The 20,145-nt window shown below is 56.7% G+C and carries 19 protein-coding genes and 1 pseudogene; 8 read left to right on the forward strand and 12 right to left on the reverse strand.

Going from position 1 to position 20,145, the window contains the following annotated elements; translation table 11 throughout:
* Positions 1–4: 4 nt before the first annotated feature.
* From SHIM_RS08060 to thrS, 5 genes and pseudogenes are all read right to left on the reverse strand, one after another.
* Positions 5–757: an HvfC/BufC N-terminal domain-containing protein gene (locus SHIM_RS08060; protein WP_054002130.1), complete on the reverse strand. Its 753-nt coding sequence runs from the start codon at positions 755–757 to the stop codon at positions 5–7.
* The gene (gene bufB, locus SHIM_RS08065; RefSeq protein WP_054002131.1) at positions 754–1,611 is read right to left on the reverse strand and encodes an MNIO family bufferin maturase; all 858 of its coding nucleotides are present in this window, start codon (positions 1,609–1,611) and stop codon (positions 754–756) included. The genes SHIM_RS08060 and bufB overlap by 4 nt, the downstream gene beginning before the upstream one ends.
* Positions 1,612–1,711: 100 nt before the next feature.
* Positions 1,712–2,014: a BufA1 family periplasmic bufferin-type metallophore gene (locus SHIM_RS08070; RefSeq protein ID WP_054002180.1), complete on the reverse strand. Its 303-nt coding sequence runs from the start codon at positions 2,012–2,014 to the stop codon at positions 1,712–1,714.
* Between the two features lie 220 nt (positions 2,015–2,234).
* Positions 2,235–2,899, reverse strand: a pseudogene (locus tag SHIM_RS20710) (Hint domain-containing protein).
* A gap of 77 nt (positions 2,900–2,976) precedes the next feature.
* Positions 2,977–4,926 (reverse strand): threonine--tRNA ligase, encoded by a 1,950-nt coding sequence (gene thrS, locus SHIM_RS08080; RefSeq protein ID WP_054002133.1) that lies wholly within the window; start codon positions 4,924–4,926, stop codon positions 2,977–2,979.
* A gap of 157 nt (positions 4,927–5,083) precedes the next feature.
* Between thrS and SHIM_RS08085 the strand changes: the two genes are divergently transcribed.
* The 5 genes from SHIM_RS08085 to SHIM_RS08105 all read left to right on the forward strand — a co-directional run bounded on the left by SHIM_RS08085 (position 5,084) and on the right by SHIM_RS08105 (position 8,294).
* A complete protein-coding gene (locus SHIM_RS08085) occupies positions 5,084–5,842 on the forward strand; it encodes an alpha/beta fold hydrolase (RefSeq protein WP_054002181.1) in 759 nt (252 codons plus the stop codon).
* Complete coding sequence (locus SHIM_RS08090; protein ID WP_054002134.1) at positions 5,842–6,822, forward strand: alpha/beta hydrolase; 981 nt, start codon at positions 5,842–5,844, stop codon at positions 6,820–6,822. The genes SHIM_RS08085 and SHIM_RS08090 overlap by 1 nt, the downstream gene beginning before the upstream one ends.
* Positions 6,823–6,847: 25 nt before the next feature.
* Positions 6,848–7,276, forward strand: a complete 429-nt coding sequence (locus SHIM_RS08095) for a VOC family protein (RefSeq protein WP_054002182.1) — start codon at positions 6,848–6,850, stop codon at positions 7,274–7,276.
* Between the two features lie 62 nt (positions 7,277–7,338).
* Positions 7,339–8,049, forward strand: coding sequence for an alpha/beta fold hydrolase (locus tag SHIM_RS08100; protein WP_054002135.1), 711 nt, complete (start codon positions 7,339–7,341; stop codon positions 8,047–8,049).
* Positions 8,046–8,294, forward strand: coding sequence for a hypothetical protein (locus SHIM_RS08105; RefSeq protein WP_054002136.1), 249 nt, complete (start codon positions 8,046–8,048; stop codon positions 8,292–8,294). The genes SHIM_RS08100 and SHIM_RS08105 overlap by 4 nt, the downstream gene beginning before the upstream one ends.
* A 3-nt stretch (positions 8,295–8,297) precedes the next feature.
* Here the strand turns inward: SHIM_RS08105 and SHIM_RS08110 are convergent, their stop codons facing one another.
* Positions 8,298–9,287: an LLM class flavin-dependent oxidoreductase gene (locus SHIM_RS08110; RefSeq protein ID WP_054002137.1), complete on the reverse strand. Its 990-nt coding sequence runs from the start codon at positions 9,285–9,287 to the stop codon at positions 8,298–8,300.
* A 130-nt stretch (positions 9,288–9,417) separates the two neighbouring features.
* The gene (phaZ, locus tag SHIM_RS08115) at positions 9,418–10,698 is read right to left on the reverse strand and encodes a polyhydroxyalkanoate depolymerase (RefSeq protein WP_054002138.1); all 1,281 of its coding nucleotides are present in this window, start codon (positions 10,696–10,698) and stop codon (positions 9,418–9,420) included.
* A 109-nt stretch (positions 10,699–10,807) separates the two neighbouring features.
* On the opposite strand from phaZ, the gene phaC reads away from it, so the two are divergent.
* The 3 genes from phaC (at position 10,808) to phaR (ending at position 13,888) form a co-directional block, all read left to right on the forward strand.
* Positions 10,808–12,601, forward strand: a complete 1,794-nt coding sequence (gene phaC / locus SHIM_RS08120; RefSeq protein ID WP_054002139.1) for a class I poly(R)-hydroxyalkanoic acid synthase — start codon at positions 10,808–10,810, stop codon at positions 12,599–12,601.
* A gap of 142 nt (positions 12,602–12,743) precedes the next feature.
* On the forward strand, positions 12,744–13,187 hold the full coding sequence (locus tag SHIM_RS08125; RefSeq protein ID WP_054002140.1) for a phasin, PhaP: 444 nt from the start codon (positions 12,744–12,746) through the stop codon (positions 13,185–13,187).
* A 152-nt stretch (positions 13,188–13,339) separates the two neighbouring features.
* On the forward strand, positions 13,340–13,888 hold the full coding sequence (gene phaR / locus SHIM_RS08130; RefSeq protein ID WP_054002141.1) for a polyhydroxyalkanoate synthesis repressor PhaR: 549 nt from the start codon (positions 13,340–13,342) through the stop codon (positions 13,886–13,888).
* A gap of 53 nt (positions 13,889–13,941) precedes the next feature.
* On the opposite strand, the gene SHIM_RS08135 is transcribed toward phaR, so the two are convergent.
* The 5 genes from SHIM_RS08135 to SHIM_RS08155 all read right to left on the reverse strand — a co-directional run bounded on the left by SHIM_RS08135 (position 13,942) and on the right by SHIM_RS08155 (position 20,050).
* A complete protein-coding gene (locus SHIM_RS08135) occupies positions 13,942–15,150 on the reverse strand; it encodes a DegT/DnrJ/EryC1/StrS family aminotransferase (protein WP_054002142.1) in 1,209 nt (402 codons plus the stop codon).
* Positions 15,151–15,265: 115 nt separating this feature from the next.
* Positions 15,266–16,570 (reverse strand): NAD(P)/FAD-dependent oxidoreductase, encoded by a 1,305-nt coding sequence (locus SHIM_RS08140; protein ID WP_054002143.1) that lies wholly within the window; start codon positions 16,568–16,570, stop codon positions 15,266–15,268.
* 74 nt (positions 16,571–16,644) lie between these two features.
* Positions 16,645–18,003, reverse strand: a complete 1,359-nt coding sequence (locus tag SHIM_RS08145; protein WP_054002144.1) for a glutamine synthetase family protein — start codon at positions 18,001–18,003, stop codon at positions 16,645–16,647.
* On the reverse strand, positions 18,000–18,683 hold the full coding sequence (locus tag SHIM_RS08150) for a type 1 glutamine amidotransferase (protein ID WP_054002145.1): 684 nt from the start codon (positions 18,681–18,683) through the stop codon (positions 18,000–18,002). Before SHIM_RS08150 ends, SHIM_RS08145 begins: the two co-directional genes overlap by 4 nt.
* A gap of 50 nt (positions 18,684–18,733) precedes the next feature.
* Positions 18,734–20,050, reverse strand: coding sequence for a glutamine synthetase family protein (locus tag SHIM_RS08155; protein WP_054002146.1), 1,317 nt, complete (start codon positions 20,048–20,050; stop codon positions 18,734–18,736).
* Positions 20,051–20,145: the final 95 nt, after the last annotated feature.

Consider the following 20,145-nt stretch of genomic DNA (forward strand, 5'->3'; position numbering starts at 1 on the left):
TTTGTTATTCCGTGAGTGTGAGGGATGTGACGGCGTTGCCAGCGAGCAGAAGGGCCAGCAAGGCGCCAAAGTCAAAGTCTTGTGCCGCCTCTGCGCCTTTGGCGGCGGCATCGCCCAGCGGGGCACCGGCCATGAGTGCAGTTAGGCAAGCAAAGCTGCCTGCGGATAGAGCGTGCGGTTTGGGGTCAAATTCGGTGCGGGTTATCAGGACATCTTGGGCGATGGCGTCGGGTTTGGGGCCGTCCGCCATGTTAAACGCCCAAATTGCGTGAATGGGCCATGGAGATTGTAAGGTCTCAACGGCTGGCGCAAAGGTCATGATGACGCTGCCAAGCTGTTCCGGGGCAAAGGCTGCGAGCGCGTCGGGCGCAATGGGCGGGACGTCGGCGGCGTGATAGCTGCGGCGGAGGGCAAGTTCCAGTCGGGCGACGTCGGCCAAATAGCCGAGGTGTTGCAATGGCGCGAAATCTGCGAGGAATTCCGGAAACCCCGCGCCGTAGTGCATCATCAAAGGCGACGCTGGCGGGGATTGGCGCAGAAAAACGCCGGCGATGGCCTTGAAATTTTCCTCACCCAACAGCTTGGCGATTGTTGGAAACCCGGTTGCCAGCGCGTCGGTCAGCGAAACCGCCACGTTGTTGCGATAGACGTCAAAGCGGCGTCCTGCAGCGCGCCCTTTGTCATCGACAAGACCCAGCGGGCGATCCCGTGCGCCATCCAGCAAGGCACCGCGAAATTCGGTTTGTGAGACGATCATGCCGGAACCTCGGCGAGCGCTTGCGAGGCACGGGCGGCTTCAGCGTGCAGAACAGGCCAGTCGGGAACATCGTTGTCCCACTCAATCAGGATCGGGCGTGGGCCAGACAGGGCGAGCGTGTGATCCAGAAGGGCCCAGACCGGATCCACAACGGCCTTGCCGTGACTGTCGATCAACAGGGGTCTGCCGTGATCATCTTGGTCTTCGTCGTGGCCGCCGAGGTGGATTTCCCCCACTTTATCAAGTGGGTAGGCGTCAATGTAGTCCTTGGGATCGGTATGCAGATTGGTGGCAGACACAAAGACGTTGTTCACGTCGAGCAGCAGGCCACAGCCAGTGCGGTTGGCCAGTTCGCGCAGAAAATCGGGTTCCGACCACGTGGATTCGGAAAAGGCGAGGTAGCTGGACGGATTTTCCAGCATCATTTGACGGCCGATGGTGTTTTGCAGCTGATCGATGTGATCAGACACGCGGGTCAGGGTCGCTTGGGTGTAGGGCAGAGGCAGCAGGTCGTTGAGAAATGCGCCATCATGCGTGGACCATGCGAGGTGTTCGGAAAAAACTGTAGGATTGAGCCAACCAACGAGGTGTTTTAGCCGCGAAAGATGTTCGGGATCAAGCGGACCTTCGCCGCCGATAGACAGGCCAACGCCATGTACCGAGATCGGAAAGCGTTCGCACAGATGGCGCAGTTGGGCCAACGGTCGACCCCCGGAGCTCATGTAGTTTTCAGCGTGTATTTCAAGCCAGCCAACGTCACCGGGATCGGTGGTGAGAGCCGAATAATGCTGTGGTTTGTAGCCGACGCCGGGACGGTTGGGCAGGTTTGCAAAGTGCGGGGTTTCATCCAGCATGGCAGATCTCCGGTATTGGCGTCGTTGAGGAGAAGGGTTCATCCCTTAGAGAAGAGGACGCTCCGGGGGGATGAACCCGGAGCCTCCCATTTTGGTTGGATCAACCCGGGATATCACGCTCCAGCGCTTCCAGGGCCCCCATGCGAGCACCGCCATCGGCCATCGCAGGAATTTCCATGTCAGCGCAGGTACCAGCGTCAACCAGTTTCCAGGCGTTGCCCTGGTAATCTACGGTCGAGGTGCCAGCGCATGTGGTGCCGGGGCCTGCGGCGCAGTCATTCTGGCCAGCAAGAGAGACGCCATAGCATTTCTCTTTTTCAGCGGCGACGGCGGTCGTTGCGTGAGCTGCCAGTGCGGTTGCGACGGCGCCAGCAACGGCGAGAGTTTTTACGGTATTGGACATCTTCATTTCCCTTTCGGTGTTGAACTCGGCCAGGCGTTTCTGCCTCGGCATGTCTCAACACTAAGGTTCCCGCGCTGTAACGCGCCAATCACACGCGTGTGTGCCACAGGTATGTTATCGGCTGTAACAATGAGCGGTTGGCACAAATTTTCAGCGCGCAATGGCGGCTTCGCGTGGGCGCAGCATCACGCGATCGGATCTGTAGCGGGGCGAGATATACTCAAAAACCTGGGACGCACTGCGTTGATCTCCGCCTTCTGCTCGGTCGTCGGGATGGCGGTGCCCCTTTGCCCCGGATCAGGCTTTCAGCCCATGTTCCTTGGGCTTTTGGCGGGCCGCAGGGGTGGAATAGAATGTGAAAGTGGAAACGGTTTGCGCGGCGCGACAAACTTTTTGTGGCCCAGTCATCGATCGGAAATTTGGTCGGCACCAACACTTCTTCTTCGCGGAACAGCAGTTCCTCGCGCCAGTCCGAAAAAAGCACGCGGTGTTGAGGTGATAGCCGTAAATCGGCACTCGCAAGGCCCGCGCCAAATGCGTTTTGGTTACAAGAACGGGGCGCAATTGGCGATTGTTACAAAGATCAAAGGCAGAGACATGGCGCAAGTCGATCCACAAAATGCGGTCTGTGCGCCCTTCTGTAACAATTTCATTGCCTACGAGCGGCGACTCGATGGTGAGATCACCAGACCAAGTCGCGATTTTGGTGTCTTGAGCACAGCAATTGGCGTCATTGGGGGCGATAGGGCCTCGCCGGTGGTCCCGTCCCTGCTGAATCAGATGCCCTTGCGCCGGAGATGTCTTCCAGCACCCGCCCTGAAACCAAATAGTCGGGCATGCCTGCGCCGTTTGTTTACGTCGCTTAACCAGCTTGAAGGGCGGCACAAAAATGCAAATGGGGCGCGAATTCGCGCCCCAGATGGGTGTTCAGGTTAGTATGTAGCCGGATTTTGCCGCCGGTTTCAGACCAGGTCAGGCGGGGTTGCCTCTGACGCAAGCTGAGCCACAATGTCATCCAAAGTCTGAACGCGGGTCTGTTTTTCACCCAGACGACGGGTGGATACGGTGCGTTCTTCGATTTCCTTTTTGCCGATCGCGAGGATCACCGGCACTTTGCCGACTGAGTGTTCGCGGACCTTATAGTTGATCTTTTCGTTGCGCAGGTCGGCTTCGGCACGCACGCCAACCGCTTTGAGCGCCTCGACGACCTCAAGACAGTAGTCATTGGCGTCCGACACAATTGCGGCCACAACAACCTGACGCGGAGCGAGCCAGAAAGGCAGCTTGCCGGCGTGTTCTTCGATCAAGATGCCGATAAAGCGTTCAAAGCTGCCCAATGTCGCGCGGTGCAACATGATCGGGCGGTGTCGGTCGCCATCGGCGCCGATATAGCTGGCGTCCAGACGCTCGGGCAGGTTGGGATCCACCTGAAGGGTGCCGCACTGCCAGTTCCGACCGATTGCGTCGGTCAGAGTGAATTCCAGCTTGGGGCCATAAAAGGCGCCTTCGCCTTCTAGGATTTCAAACTGGTGACCGGCGGCGTTACAGGCGTCACCAAGCGCTTTCTCGGCGTAGTCCCAGCTTTCATCAGAGCCGATGCGCTTTTCAGGGCGAGTCGACAATTTGATGGTCCAGTCGTTAAAGCCCAGATCGGAATAGACCGCGGACAGGAAGTCGATGAACTTCTTGGTTTCTGCGGTGATCTGATCCTCGGCACAGAAGATGTGACCGTCATCTTGGGTAAAGCCGCGCACGCGCATGATGCCGTGCAGCGCGCCCGAGGGTTCATAACGGGCACAAGAGCCGAACTCGGCCATGCGCAGGGGCAGGTCGCGGTAGGATTTCAGACCTTGGTTGAACACCTGAACGTGGCAGGGGCAGTTCATTGGCTTGAGCGCGTTCACGGCCTTTTCGCGGGCGTGGTCTTCGTCCACTTCCACGATGAACATGTTTTCCTGGTACTTGTCCCAGTGACCCGATGCTTCCCACAGTTTGCGATCAACCACCTGAGGTGTGTTGACCTCTACATAGCCGCCGACCTCTTGTTTGCGACGTATGTAGTCCTGCAGGGTGGTGTAGATGCGCCAGCCGTTGGGGTGCCAGAAGATCTGACCGGGGGCTTCTTCCTGCATGTGGAACAGGTTCATTTCGCGGCCCAGCTTGCGGTGGTCGCGCTTTTCAGCTTCTTCCAGCATGTGCAGGTGGGCTTTGAGGTCTTCTTTGTTCTTGAACGCCAAACCATAGATACGTTGCAGCATTGCGCGGTCGCTGTCGCCGCGCCAATAGGCACCAGCCACCGACATCAGCTTAAAGCCGTCCGCAGGTACTTGGCCGGTGTGGGCGAGGTGGGGACCACGGCAGAGATCCTGCCAATGGCCGTGCCAATACATGCGAAGCGGCTCGTCACCAGGAATGGAGTCGATCAATTCGACTTTGTAAGGCTCGTTGTTGGCCTCGTAGAATTTGATCGCGCGGTCGCGGTCCCAGACCTCGGTGGTCACGGGTTCGCGCTTGTTGATGATCTCTTTCATCTTCTTTTCGATGAGAGCGAGATCTTCGGGGGTGAATGGATCTTGGCGATCAAAGTCGTAGTACCAGCCGTTTTCGATCACCGGGCCGATGGTGACTTTGACGTCGGGCCAGATTTCCTGCACGGCGCGCGCCATGATGTGTGCACAGTCGTGACGGATCAGTTCGAGCGCCTCGGCGTCGCTGTCTTTGATGGTGTTGATCGCGATGGCGGCATCCGCATCAATGGGCCACTGAAGGTCCCAGTGTTTGCCATCAACGGTTGCGGAAATCGCTTTCTTTCCAAGCGATGTAGAGATCGACGATGCGACCTCGGCGGGGGTTACGCCGACACTATAAGAACGTGCGTTACCATCAGGAAAAGTAAGAGAAATATCGGCCATTAGCCTCAAGCTCCTCGTCAGTTTGGCGCCCACGGAACGCCCGGTTGCGGGTATATGGTTCGGGCCCGTTTTTAACGTCGAGGCGGCGCAAGTCAAGCAGGGTTTCCCGATTGCCCCGACAGGGGTAAGGTTTGCCGAACGCATGCAGGGGCACAAGATGAGCATCACTCAGTTTCTGGACACACCGCAGGGCCGGCGGATAGCCTATCACAAGAGCGGTCAGAGCGGACCGATCATTGTTTTTCTGGGCGGTTTGAAATCGGATATGGAAGGCACCAAAGCGGTGCATCTGGAGGACTGGGCGAAGGCACGCGGGCAGTCATTCTTGCGGTTTGATTATTCCGGACATGGCGAAAGCAGCGGCAGTTTTGAAGACGGCTGTATCGGGGATTGGCACGAGGACACGGTGGCGGCGGTCACGGCCTTGACTCAAGGACCGTTGGTTGTGGTCGGATCGTCTATGGGCGGTTGGCAAGCGTTGTTGTTGGCCAAGGCCATGCCGGAGCGGATCGCGGGTATGGTAACCATCGCTGCGGCGCCGGATTTTACCGAGGACAGTTATTGGTCTGGATTTAGTGACGCTGAGAAGGTCGCGTTGGAGACGGATGGGTATGTCGAGCTGCCGTCGGACTATATGGAGCCCTACCGCATCACGAAACGCATGATTGAAGACGGGCGCAAACGCTTGGTATTACGTGATGAATTGCTGCTCGAATTTCCGGTTTGGTTTTTGCAGGGCACAGAGGATACAGCGGTCACCAGCAAAACCGCGATTGAGTTGATAGAGCACGCTCAGGGAGGCGACATGCAGTTGCTTATGGTTAAGGGGAAGGACCATAGGTTCTCGGATCCAATTTGTCTAAAATTGATTACATCCAAGGTGGAGGCGGTGCTTCTAGCGTCAAAAATTACATAATGCGAACATTTGGTCGATTTCTAGGTCGGGCCGTTGGTGGTATGGTTTTGATTGCTGCCGCGCTGTGGATTTTTGGACCATATGAAGAGATTTCGGTCTCTCCGACTATTTTCGAGGTCGACGTAGGCGCGGATGTGGACGCGTATTTTGAAGCGCAAGAATCCCGATTTGATGACATCACTGAAGGCGTTGAGAAACGCGTGATTTGGGCGGGTGAGCCGGGAGCAAAAACCAAGCAAGCAATTGTCTATATGCACGGATTTTCTGCCACGAGTGAAGAAATTCGCCCTGTACCGGACCTTGTTGCAGAAGCGCTTGGCGCCAACTTGATATACACACGTCTGCAAGGACACGGCAGGTCAGGTGCCGCCATGGCCGACGCAACGGTGCAGGGGTGGGCAGATGATTTTGCCGAAGCGATGATTGTTGCACGCCGGGTGGCAGAGGAGGTCTTCGTCATCGGCACGTCAACTGGCGGTACCGTTGTCGCGGCGATGCTTGATCAGCCAGAAGTCATGGAGGCAATAAATGGCGTCATATTCGTCTCTCCCAACTTCGAAATTTCCGCATCAACTGCGACGCTTCTAAGCCTGCCGGCGGCCCGCTTTTGGGTGCCTTTGGTGGCAGGTGAAAACCGCAGCTTTGAGACGCGCAGTGAAGGACATGAAAAATACTGGACGTCGCAGTACCCAACTGTGGCTTTGATGCAGATGGCTGCGCTTGTTTCCGCCGTGAAAGATCAGGATTTCTCAACCGCAACAACGCCTGCGCTGTTCATGTTTTCGGATGAAGACGTCGTGGTAAAGGCCACGGCGACACGTGCGGTTGCCGCTCAATGGGGAGGGCCGGTAACACTGGCGCCGCAGGTGTTACAGGCGGGGTCAGATCCCTATTCCCATGTCATCTCCGGAGCCATAATGTCGCCTGCTGAGACAGAAAGTGACGTTGAAGAAATATTGTTATTTATCAATAAAATATAAGGTGTAGTTTATGTCAGAAATTGGGATGGCGCAGCGGGTTAGCTTAATCACTTTGGCGGTGGGAGACCTTGAACGGTCCGCTGCATTTTACGAGGCCATGGGATGGCACCGTGTTCCGAGCCCCGACGGTGTGATTGCGTTTGACCTTATCGGGCAAACACTTGGCCTATACAGCCGTGCGTCTCTGGCCGAGGATCTTGGCATTCCGGCTGACAGCATTGGCGGATTTTCGGGAATTACGCTTGCCCATAATGTGCACGCCGCCGAAGATGTTGCGCCAATATTGGCGCGCGCGGAGGAGGCCGGAGGCAGAATTTTGCGGCCAGCGGGGGATGTGTTTTGGGGAGGCTTCATTGGCTACTTTGCCGATCTGGACGGGCATGTCTGGGAGGTCGCGCATAATCCTTTTTCACCGCTGTCTGCGGATGGTGAATTCCGCTGGGAAGGGTACTGATCTGGTTGACCTCCGGTCGTTTTCCGGCAGATTGGCAAGAAAGTTAGGATTGGGGAACAGGCATGAGCGAACCATTGGTGTTGCTGCCGGGTATGATGTGTGACGCGCGGTTGTTTTCATATCAACTTGCGGTGCTGTCGCGGGATCGGGCTGTGACAATCGCGCCAGTCACTCAAGGCGACCGAATTGGGGACATGGCGGCTTTTTTGCTGTCTCAGCTGCCTGACAAGTTCGCCCTCGCAGGATTGAGTATGGGCGGGATCGTCGCGATGGAAATCTTGCGTCGCGCGCCGGACCGGGTGACGCGCATCGCATTGATGAACACCAACCCTCTGGCAGAATCGCCTGCGTCCGCGGCGGCCTATGAACCGTGGATCGTGGGCGCGATGGCGGGGCGGCTGGATGAAGTTATGACGGATTTCATGCGACCGGAGTACCTTGCACCAGGTCCAGGTCGGGCGCAGATCATGGCAGAAGTTCAAGCAATGGCGCGATCCATGGGGCCAGAAATTTTTGTTCGTCAGGCACGCGCACTGCAACGTCGGCTGGACCAGCAAAAGACTCTGCGTCGGTTGAAATGCCCGGCACTGGTTTTATGTGGTGAGCATGATGGGTTGACGCCCGTCAAACGGCATCAGTTCATGGCAGAGCTGATCCCCTATGCCGAGCTTAAAGTTGTTGAAAACGCAGGTCATTTGCCCGTTTTGGAGCAGCCTGAAGCCACCACAGAAGCGCTGCGGACGTGGATGGCCCAACCGTTTGTGTTGCAATGACTGAGGGTGAGACACGCACCCTTAAGCAGCGGATTCACCGGTTTAAGGCGTGGGTGCGCCTTAAGGTGCCAAACGGGTTTCGTTTCGGACTTGGCGTTGTGTTGATGCTGTGCGGACTTGTCGGTTTCCTACCTGTGCTCGGGTTTTGGATGCTGCCATTGGGGGCGGCCATCGCGGCGATGGACATAAAGTGGCTGAAGCGGAAGTTCAAAGCCGCACCCAAAAACAATCACAAGAAAGACTAGCGGTCAGGCCGCCATGTCGCGCAAGATTTCGGCTGCGATTTCAAAGGATTTCAGCCTCGCATTGTGGTCGTGGATCATGCCGGTGAGGATCAGCTCGTCTGGCTGATAAGTGTCGATCAATTGACGCAGGTCGCGGCGCACGCTGTCGCGGCTGCCGTGGGCAGTTACGCGCAAGGCGTGGTTGACCGCCGCTGTTTCGGCGTCGGTGGCGACGTCTAGGAGATCGTCGACCGGTTTTGGAAGCGGGCCGGGAGTGCCTTTGCGCAGATTCAGGAACCCTTGTTGCATCGAGGTCCGAAGGCGGGCGCCCTCGGCGTCGGTGTCGGCAGCAAAGACATTGGCGGCCAGCATAAAGTGGGGTTTCTGTGTGACGCCCGGCTGGAACCGGTGCCGGTACAGCGCCGCAGCTTCTTCGAGCGCGTCCGGCGCAAAATGCGAGGCAAACGCATAAGGCAAACCAAGTTGCGCGGCAAGCTGCGCGCCAAACAGGCTTGAGCCGAGAATCCAAATCGGAACGTTGGTGCCTTCGCCCGGCACGGCACGGACCTGTTGATCAGGCGACGGGTCTTGCAAAAACCCCATGAGTTCAATGACTTCTTCGGGAAACCTGTCGGCGCCGGACATGCCGCGACGCAACGCACGCATGGTGTTCATGTCGGTGCCCGGAGCGCGGCCAAGGCCGAGATCAATGCGGTCGGGATACATGGAGGCCAGGGTGCCAAATTGCTCGGCCACAACCAGTGGCGCGTGATTGGGTAGCATGATCCCACCGGAGCCAACACGGATGGAGCGCGTGCCGGCAAGCACCTGTCCGATGAGCACGGCCGTAGCAGAAGAGGCAATTCCGCGGGAATTGTGGTGTTCTGCCAGCCAATAGCGGTTGTAGCCCCAACGTTCGGCATGTTGTGAAAGGTCGACCATTTGCTGCAACGCGTCGGTTGCAGTTTGGCCACTGGGAATTGGAACGAGATCGAGCAAAGAGAAGGGGATCATTGGGGGTATCCTGAGTTGTTGTGCTCAAGATAGTCAGCGTTCTGCGCGCGCCAAGGGGGCAGGCGGCTGCGGCACGTAAAAACGGGGCCCGAAGGCCCCGCTGCAACAGTCACAAATTGAATACCAAGGATCAGGCGGCGTTTTTGTTGGCCGGTTTGCGCTTGGTTTTGGCGGCTGGTTTGGCGCTGTTGGCGTCGATGAAGTCAAGCACCAGTGGGCGGATGTTGTTGCGCCAGCTCTTGCCGGCAAAAATGCCGTAGTGACCGGCGCCGGGCTCAACATGGCTGGCTTTCTTGGCGTCTGGCAGGCCGGTACACAGATCCAGCGCCGCGATACATTGGCCGGGTGCTGTGATGTCATCCTTAGCGCCTTCGACGGTTTTGACCGCAACCGTGGTGATTTTGCCGATGTCGACCTTGCGACCCGCAACGACAAATTCATTGGCGGCAATTTCGCCCTTTTTGAAGATGCGATCCACAGTGGAAAGGTAGAATTCCGCCGTCATGTCCATAACGGCAAGATATTCATCATAAAACCGGTTGTGGGCGTCGTGGTCGGACGCTTCGCCCTGCGTGACGCGCATGATTTGATCTGTGAAGGCTTTGGAGTGGCGCTCTGCGTTCATCGACATAAATGACGAAAGCTGAAGCAAGCCGGGATAAACCATGCGGCCGACGCCGGGATATTTGAAACCGACGCGTTGGATCATGGTTTCTTCGAGTTGGCCCATGGTGACGCTGTGGCCGAAATCGGTCACCTCGGTGGCGGCGGCGGCAGGATCGATTGGCCCGCCAATGAGCGTCAAAGAACGCGGCTGGGCGGATGGGTCTTCTTCGGCGAGGTATGCGGTGGCGGCCAAAGTCAGCGGCGCCGGTTGGCACACGGCAATGACATGGGTGTCTGGTCCAAGCTCTTTCATGAAATCAACAAGATAGAGCGTGTAGTCTTCGATATCGAACTTGCCTTCGCTCACCGGAATGTCGCGGGCATTGTGCCAGTCGGTGATATACACTTCGCAATCAGCAATCAGGCTTTTGACGGTAGAGCGCAGAAGCGTGGCGTAGTGGCCTGACATTGGCGCAACCAACATGACCTTGCGGTCCATGGGTTTGCGACCGGAGACCTCAAAGTGGATCAGATCACCGAAAGGGCGTTCCACGATGGTGTTGACGTTCACGAGGTGGTCTTTGCCGTCTTCGCAGGTGAAGCTGTCGATATGCCAGTCAGGCTTGACGATCATACGCTGGAAGCTGCGCTCTGTGACTTCGCCCCAAGCGGCCATCCACTGAAACGCGGGGTTCGGGAACAACGCCATCGCCGGTGAAGAGGCCATTGCCGTTGCTGTGGCGCCCAGCCATTGGTTGGTGTTGCGCATGGTTTCCATGAAGTCATACGTGGCCATGTACCGCATGTGCGTCTCCTTTACGTCGGGGTATCCCCGATCTCGAAAGCTCCGTATGATATTTTAAGGAGCAATATTGAATGCTGCGTAGCAGCGAGACTAGGGCGATTGAGTTAATATGACAACAAAAGAGACCGCGCCGGATCAGAATTTGGACCTTTTGAACGCGAATTTGGCCAAAGTTGAAGAACTTTCCCGCCGCCTCGTCGACGTCATGGGGCACCATAAGCCATTGAGAACAGAGCTAAATGCGCCGGAAACGGGAATGTTCGTGAATGCAGCTGCGGCGTATTGGCAGGCCATGACTGACAACCCCGGAAAAGTCATGGAAAGCCAGATGGAGCTCTGGTCCAAGTCGGTCAAACACTATGTTGAGGCGCAGCATATGTTGATGCAGGGCAAGTTCGCTGCACCGCAGGATGACACGCCCAGCGACCGGCGATTCTCTCATCCGATGTGGCAGACGAACCCTTATTTCAACTTCATCAAACAGCAGTACATGCTGAATAAGGAAGCGGTTGAAGGCGCGGTGTCGGACCTTGAAGGGCTATCGGTCAAGGAACGTCAGAGGGTTGAATATTTTAGCCAGCAAATTCTCGACATGATGGCGCCGACCAATTTTCTGGGCACCAATCCGGAGGCGCTGGAGAAGGCGATAGAGACAGATGGTCAGTCGCTGGTTGACGGGCTTGAGAACCTGATTGCGGATTTGGAAGACAACAATGGTGAGTTGTTGGTGAAGCTGGCCGATGAAAATGCTTTTGAAATCGGGCGCAATATCGCGACGGCGCCGGGCAAAGTGGTGTTCCGCAATCGGATGTATGAGCTTTTGCAGTTCACGCCGACTACGGAAACGGTGCACGAGATCCCGCTGCTGATTTTCCCGCCGTGGATCAACAAATACTATATTCTGGATCTGAAGGAACAGAACAGCATGATCCGCTGGCTGACCGATCAGGGCTATACCGTGTTTGTCGTGAGCTGGATAAACCCCGATCAAAGCTATGCCGACGTTGGCATGAGCGACTATATCGAAGACGGTTTTTTGTCTGCAATTGCCGAGACCAAAGAAATCACTGGCCAGAAACAAGTCAACGCAGTGGGCTACTGTATCGCGGGTACCACGCTGCATTTGACACTGGCATTGATGAAATTGCGGGGCGACAAGTCCGTGAAATCGGCGACGTTCTTTACCACGCTGACAGATTTCAATGATCAGGGTGAATTCACACCTTTCCTGCAGAATGATTTTATCGACGGCATCGACCGTGAGATCGATGAGGCGGGAATCCTGCGCTCGTTCATTATGCAACGTACGTTCAGCTTCCTGCGCTCCAACGACCTTGTCTACACGCCAGCCATCAAATCCTACATGATGGGCGAGGCGCCGCCCGCGTTTGACCTTTTGTATTGGAACGGTGACGGTTCGGGTTTGCCGGGCAAGATGGCGCATGAATATTTGCGCAATCTGTGTCAGGGCAATCAGTTCGTGAACGATGGCATCGAGCTGTGCGGGGAACGGCTGCATATTTCCGACGTGGATGTACCGATCTGCTCTGTGACCTGCGAGACGGATCATATCGCGCGCTGGAAAGACTGTTACGTGGGTTTCCAAATGACCAAGAGCCGATCCAAAACATTTATCGTCTCACAGTCAGGCCATATCGCGGGCATAGTGAACCCGCCCAGCAAAAAGAAATACGGGCATTACGTGAACAAGGACCTCACGGGCACGGCTGAGGAGTTTATGGAAGGCGCAACGTTTCAGGAGGGATCATGGTGGCCAAGGTGGGACACATGGCTGTCATCCAAGTCTGGCAAACAGGTTTCTGCGCGCCAGCCCGGTGATTCGACGCACAACGCCTTGGAAGACGCCCCAGGCAGTTACGTTCAGGCGCGCGCAACAATCTGAATTAGAACGGTTTTCAAAAAAAATGCTGCGGTGCGGCGAGAAAAAACTTGAAATGCTGCGCTGCAGAATAGATATTGGTCTCGAGAATAGAAACGCGGGCCCTCCCTGATTATCGCCCGCAAATGATTTGAGGACTTTGACTATGGCTAAAGCAGCAACCGACGCCACCGCATTCCTGAAAGACATGATGGGCGCATTCCCCGTTGACACATCCGCTTTTGAAGGCGCTTTCCAGAACACGGCGTCGCTGAACGAAAAGCTGACCGGTGTTGCCCTGACCGCTGCCGAGAAATCTTCGGAAATCTCCTCCAAGTGGACCAAAGACACCATCGCCAAGCTGACCGACATGACCAAAGCCAAGGCAGAGCCAGCTGACTACGCCAAAGCGATGACCGACTTTGCATCTGCTCAGGCAGAAGTGGCGGCGGAAAACATGGCGGCTTTCGCTGAAGTTGCGAAAAAAGTTCAGATGGAAACTGTTGAGCTGCTGATGGCGGCTGGCAAAGACGTGACCGAAGAAGCGACTGCCGCTGTGAAAAAGGCCACTGACGAAGTGACCACCGCAGCTAAAAAAAGCGACCGCTAAGTAATTTGGCGCTGATCTAGCACACAATCCTCCCCAGTTGTGCGGATCGCGCGGGCAGGCCATTGGCCTGCCCTTTCTGCTTTCAGAGCTATCTTTTTTTTCTGCACTCGCATAAGCTTTTTCGGCAGTGCAAAATTTCTGGGGAGAGTGCAGTGGCGGAAGACAGCAAACCACTTTTGATCAAACGCTACGCCAGCCGGCGCCTTTATAACACCGAGACAAGCGATTACGTGACGCTCGATGACATCGCCGGGTTCATCCGGACAGGGCGTGAAGTTCAGATCATTGACCTCAAGAGCGGCGATGACCTGACCCGCCAATATCTGTTGCAAATCATTGCTGAACACGAGAGCCGGGGCGAAAATGTCCTGCCGGTGAATGTGCTGAATGATTTGGTGCGAGCCTACACAACACAGGCGACCTCGATGGTGCCGCAGTTTCTGCAAACCTCGTTTGAGATGCTGCGCGAAAGTCAGGAAAAGGTCATGGAAACTATGGGCAGCGGCAGCATGAAGGTGCCCGGCCTTGATGTAATGCAAGCGCAGCAAGAAGCCTTTATGAAAGCCATGACTGGCGGCATGAACTGGAATACAACCCAGCCAAGTGAGCCTGCCGCAGAAAAAGCAGATGACGGCGAAGATCTTGATGACATCAAGAAACAGCTCGCTGAACTGCAAGACAAACTGTCCAAGCTGAAATAACTAAGGCAGGGCGATTGCCCTGCCTTTTCGATTTAGCGGGGTGATCAGGCGACTTAAGCGGCCTGACGTCCCATGACATCGTCGGCCGCACCGGTCAGAGCACCTGCGATGTAGTCGAGATCGTCTTTCTTCAGTCGCGCGGGCAGGCGGACGTCACACGCCTTCATCAGCATGGCACGGGTCTGCGGAAGCTCGGGCAGGTTAGGAACAAATTGCCAGTTCCAGAAGGCACGGGCGTTGTTGGTCGATTGACCAAATACCTGAACCTTGATCCCGCGGGCGTTGGCGGCTTCCTGAAATGCGAGGATCTGGTCGTTGTCCAGACCTACGAGATTGAACTGAATTGAATCCGGAGCACGCTCTTCGGGGGGCAATTTTTCCGGAACCTGCAGCCAATTGGAGCCGTTCAGGATTGCCGCGACATAGTCGTGGTTGGCGCGGCCATCGCGCACGCGGCGTGGTACTTCGGCGAGTTGCGGGCGGATGATCGCGGCCGCCATGTTGGACAGGCGCAAGTTGTAAAGTGGCAACTGGTTCTGCCAGCGGCCAAAAGCCTCCTGTAGCGCACCGGTGTTGTCACCTTCGGGGGATTTGTGTTTCTGCCAGTTGTGCTCATAGGCGCCGGACATGATCACGGCGCGGGCCACCAGATCGGCGTCATCGGTCACCAGAATGCCGCCTTCACCAGAGTTCACCAACTTGTAAGATTGGAAGGAAAAGCAGCCAACATTGCCAATCGTACCGATGTTGCGGCCGTTCCATGTGGTGCCAAGGCTATGGGCTGCGTCTTCGATCACCGGGATATTGCGTGCCGTGCACAATTTCATGATCGCATCCATGTCGGATGTATGGCCTCGCATGTGGCTGATGATCACGGCGTCGATGTTGTCATCCAGCCGCCTGGTGAAGTCGGCGATGTCGATGCGGTAGTTTTCGCCAACCTCACAGAGAACCGGCACACAGTCAGCGTGCACCACAGACGATGGCACGGCAGCAAAGGTAAAACCCGGCAGCAAAACGCGGGCGTCGCGAGGCAGATCTAACGCTTTGAGAGTCAGGAAAAGTGCGGCGGAGCAGGACGATACGGCCAAAGCATATTTGGTTCCAAGCATCGCGGCGAATTCGGATTCCAAGAGCGATACAGGCGCATTTTCAGGCGCGGTATAGCGAAACAAGTCACCTGTTTGCAGCAATCGCTCGACTTCGGCGCGGGCGGATTCCGGGATCGGTTCAGCGTCATACACATTCGGCGGAAGAGTCATAGATTTCAACTTTCTTAAGCTCGACTTTCAAAAATGTAAATCAAATCGCAGCCGAGCGCTAGAGCTCAGCCGCCGTTCGGGATGAAGATTCTATGAAATTATCTCTGGCGTTGCGTTAAACACCCAACCTGTCGCGCAGGCTGTACCATGTCATCGCGAGGGCCAGCAGAGGGCTGCGCAACGCCGTTCCGCCGGGAAAAGGCTGGGCGGGGACCCGCGCCATGGTGTCAAACCCCTCGTTTTGCCCTGCGATGGCCGTAGCAATAAGTTGTCCGGCATGCGTGGCTGTGCCTACGCCGTGACCGCTGTACCCCGACGCCGTAAGAATGTTTGGCGCCAATCGGCGAAGATAGGGCATGCGTTTCATTGTGATGGCCAAAGTGCCGCCCCAAGCGTAGTCGATTTTTACATCGCAAAGATGCGGGAAGACCTCGACCATCGGTTTGCGCACGGTGGCAGAAATGTCTTTAGGGAAGCGATAGCCATAGCTCTCGCCGCCACCAAACAGCAGCCGCTTGTCGTGACTGAGGCGGAAATAGTTCACCACAAATTTTGTGTCGGCCACCGCAACATCTTGGGTCAGCACCTTGGCGGCATCGTCGCCTAAAGGTTCTGTCGCGGCGATGAAGTTGTTGATCGGCATGACGCGGGTCGCGACTTTGGGTTCGAGATCCCCAAGATAGCCATTGCAGGCCAGAACCAGATGATCCGCGGTGACTTTCCCCGCCCGCGTGCTCACTGTGACCTTGCTGCCTTGGTTGATTTGAGTGACTTCACTGCTCTCAAAGATTTTCACGCCGGCCGCGCTTGCGGCGACCGCCAGCCCAAGAGCATAGCTGAGAGGGTGCAAATGGCCGGCGCCCATATCGAGGCTGCCGCCAACGTATTTCGGGGATGGGCACAGCGCTTGCAGGGCGTCTCGGTCCAGAGGTTCGATTTGGTCATAGCCGTAGCGTTGCTGCAGATGCGCCGTGTAGGCGTGTTCCTCGTTGCTTTCGCGCTTGGAAAAACAGGCATGCGCAATACCGGGCTTGAAGTGACACGAAATTTTGTGCTCACTGATCAAGTTGCGCACCAGGCTTTTTGCGTCCTCGGCCAAATGCCAGAGTTTTGCGGCGTCCTCCGGGCCGACGAGATTTTCCAGTGCGTCCTGCTCCATACGCTGGCCGGACCCCAATTGGCCGCCGTTGCGCCCCGACGCGCCAAAGCCCACGCGTTGTGCCTCAAGCAGCACCACATCGTAACCCTTTTGCGCCAGATGGAGCGCTGTGGACAGACCGGTAAACCCGCCGCCAATGACGCAGACGTCTGCCTGCCGGTTGCCTTGAAACGACGGGAACGGCGCCAGAGGTTCTGCGGTTGCCGCATACCAGCTTTCGGGATATTCGCCTTTGCGATCATTGCTGTAGAGCAGGTTCATGCAGGCCTCTTAGGCTTTTTGTTCCGCAAAATACCTCCGCCGGAGGCTTCGGGTCGGGGATCCCGACCCGAACATTACACGTTGAGCAACAAGTGCTCTCGCTCCCAGGGGGAGATCACCCCGAGAAACTCTTCGTACTCCGCACGTTTCACGATCGAATAAACCCGCGCGAATTCCGGCCCCAGCACATCATGTAATGCTGTGGCCTCGTCAAAGAGGTCCAGCGCCCCCCCTAGAATGCGCGGGATCGCCTCGTCGCCGTCATACGCGTCGCCCTTGTATTGTTTGTCGGGGCGGTCCTGTTCGATCAGTCCGAGATAGCCACAAGCCAGTGATGCGGCGATGCCAAGGTAGGGGTTACAGTCCATGCCGGCGATACGGTTTTCAACACGACGCGCGGCGGGTGAGGACAGCGGAATGCGAATGCCGGTGGTGCGGTTGTCGCGTGCCCATTCCAGATTGATCGGAGCCGCGTGGTCCCGAACGTAACGGCGATAGCTGTTCACGTAGGGCGCCAGCACTGCGATGGCCGAGGGCAGGTGGGATTGTAAGCCGGCAATGAAGTGAAAAAACGCATCGGTGTCGCCACCCTGCGGACCGGAGAAGATGTTTTGACCGGTTTCGATGTCGATCACCGAATGGTGGATATGCATGGCGGAACCGGGTTCATTTGCGATCGGTTTTGCCATGAATGTCGCATAACAATTGTGGCGCAGCGCGGCCTCACGGATCAGCCGTTTGAAGTAAAAGACCTGATCGGCCAATTCCACCGGATCGCCGTGGACCAGATTGATTTCCAACTGTCCGGCGCCACCTTCTTGGGTTATGCCATCGATTTCAAAGCCTTGGGCCTCGGCAAAATCATAGATGTCGTCGATCACCGGGCCAAATTCATCAACGGCCGTCATCGAATAGGCCTGCCGCGCCGCGGCAGGACGACCAGAGCGGCCCATCATCGGTTTGATTTCTTGTGCCGGGTCGGTGTTGCGGGCAACCAGAAAGAATTCCATTTCCGGGGCGACGACGGGTTCCCAGCCTTTTTTGCGGTAAAGCTCGACCACGCGTTTGAGCACGTTGCGCGGGCTGAAAGGCACCGGATTATCTTCGGTGTCATAGGCGTCATGGATCACTTGGAGCGTCCAATCTCCGGTCCAAGGCGCGGCTGTAGTCGTGGACCAATCCGGGCGTAGGACCATATCCTTTTCGATAAAGCCACCTTCGCCAGCGGCCTCTCCCCAACCACCGGTAAGTGTCTGGTAAAAGATGGAATCCGGCAGGTGGAAGTAACTTTGGCGCGCGAATTTGCTCGCAGGAACGGCCTTGCCGCGGGCGATGCCGGGCAAGTCCGAGATGATGCATTCGACCTCATCCAGTCGGCGGTCTTTGAGGTATTCGCGGGCGGCCTCGGGGGCTTTGGAAGTCCAGTCGCTCATTGGTGGCGCTCCTGTCGGAAAAAGTCGGCAAATTGATCGGCGATTGTTTGATTGGCGATTGGTTCGGCAAGGGTGTCTTCGGCGGCGTCCAGCAGAGTGTCGGGCACCAAGCCGCGACCGCGGGTGTTGATCAGCCCGTCCAGAAACAACCCGTCAAACTCGGGGTGGGCCTGCACCGTCAAGGCGCGGTCGCCGTAGAGGACCGCGGCATGGGCGCAAAAATCGTTGCTGGCAAGCGTTACAGCGCCTGGCGGCAGTTCGGTCACCTGATCCTGATGCCAGGCGTTGAGCGCAATTTCGGTGCCAGCGAAATCGTAAGTCTGGCGTCCGACTGCCCAGCCGCCTTCGTATTTTTCCACTTTGCCACCAAGGGCTTGTGCAATGATTTGATGGCCAAAGCAAACCCCAACTAGAGGCACATTTTCGCTGACACAAGCGCGGATGAAGTCCTCAAGAAGCGGTATCCATGCGTGGTCCTCGTAGGCGCCGTGTTTGGACCCCGTGATCAGCCACCCTTGTGCATCTTGGATGCCTTCAGGAAAGACCCCGTCCACCACATTGAAGGTCACAAACTCGAAATCATGGCCAGCAAAAAGCGCCTGAAAGAGATTGGAGTATTCACCGAATTCCTCCACTAACTCCTCTGGAGTATGGCCAGTTTGCAGGATTCCGATTTTCATGGTGCACCGTTTTTTTGATCAAATTTTTCGCGTTTGGCAGAGTGCCCGATTCAGACCCGTTGCAAGTAGGTTTTCCAGTGGTCAGCCTTTGGGATCGACGCCAGTTCGCGCAGCTCCTGCCGCTTGGTCATGACCATATTGTCTATCAGCTGTTTGGGCAAACAGCGTGTGATGAACGGATCACTGGCAAAGAGGTCGATCGCGGCTTCCCAGCCTTCCGCAAGATGCGGCAGATCGAGGTCATAAGCGTTGCCTGTGATCGGGTCTGGCGGGGTCAGCTCTTCGTCGATGCCTTCGATTGCGGCGCCCAAGACGGCGGCCAGCATCAGATAAGGGTTGATGTCGCCACCCGCGAGGCGGTGCTCGATACGACGCGCGCCATACGCGCCGCCGGGAATACGCAGCGCGGACGTGCGGTTTTCGTAGGCCCAGCAGACAGAGGTGGGTGCGTGGTTGCCAGATTCCAGCCGGTCATAGCTTGGGCCATGGGGGGCAAAAATCAGGGTGGAGGCGCGCATGGCCTGCAGACATCCCGCCACAGCTTGGCGCAAAATTTCGGTGCCATCAGAGCCACCATTGTCAAAAACATTACGCCCGTCAGCGTCCACTACCGAGAAATGAACGTGCATGCCATTGCCCGCGTCACCGGCGTAAGGTTTGGCCATGAACGTCGCGGCAACCCCGTGTTTGCGGGCGATTCCGCGCAGAAGCTGCTTGAAGAACAAAGCGTCGTCAGCGGCTTTCATGGCCAATTGGTGGTTCAACGTCACCTCAAATTGACCAATGCCGCATTCTGAGATCATCGATTGGATTGGGATGCCCATGGCTTCGGCGCCCTCATAGACGTCGGTGAAAAACGCGTCAAATGCATCGATTTCATCGAGACCCATGATCTCGCCTGACATCAGCCGTCGACCGCTGCGAGGATCAGTCGGCGGCAACAAGGTTTCGCCGCTTTCGTCCACCAAGGTGAACTCCATTTCGGTTGCGGCCATGACAGTCCATCCGCGCGCAGAAAAGCGGTCTAGCACTGCGCCAAGCGCCTGACGTGGATCGCCCAGAAATGGCGTGCCGTCCTCGTTGAACATGGTCATCGGCACGGTTTCAGAGGGTGTCATCAACCACGGCAATGGCATCGGGCCGCGCTCTGTCGGACGCAGGATGCCGTCTGGATCGCCGGTCTCAAACACCAGGGGGCTGCCTTTGATGTCATGCCCCCAAATGTCCACGTTCAGCACAGACAAAGGCATGCGTACCCCGTCGGAACCGAGCTTGCTCGCTTGTGCTGCCGGAAGGCGTTTTCCACGGATCTGCCCGTTCAAGTCAGCGATGCCAATTCGGAAGGTTTGATAGTGAAGCGGATCCATAGGGCACCTGTGGTCAATAATTTGATCAAAATATCTCCGGACCCGATCCACTTGTCCAGAGGTTTCTGCAAAGTGTCGGTATTGCGTCTGTATCG

The organism is Shimia sp. SK013, from assembly GCF_001292625.1.
GTDB lineage: Bacteria > Pseudomonadota > Alphaproteobacteria > Rhodobacterales > Rhodobacteraceae > Shimia.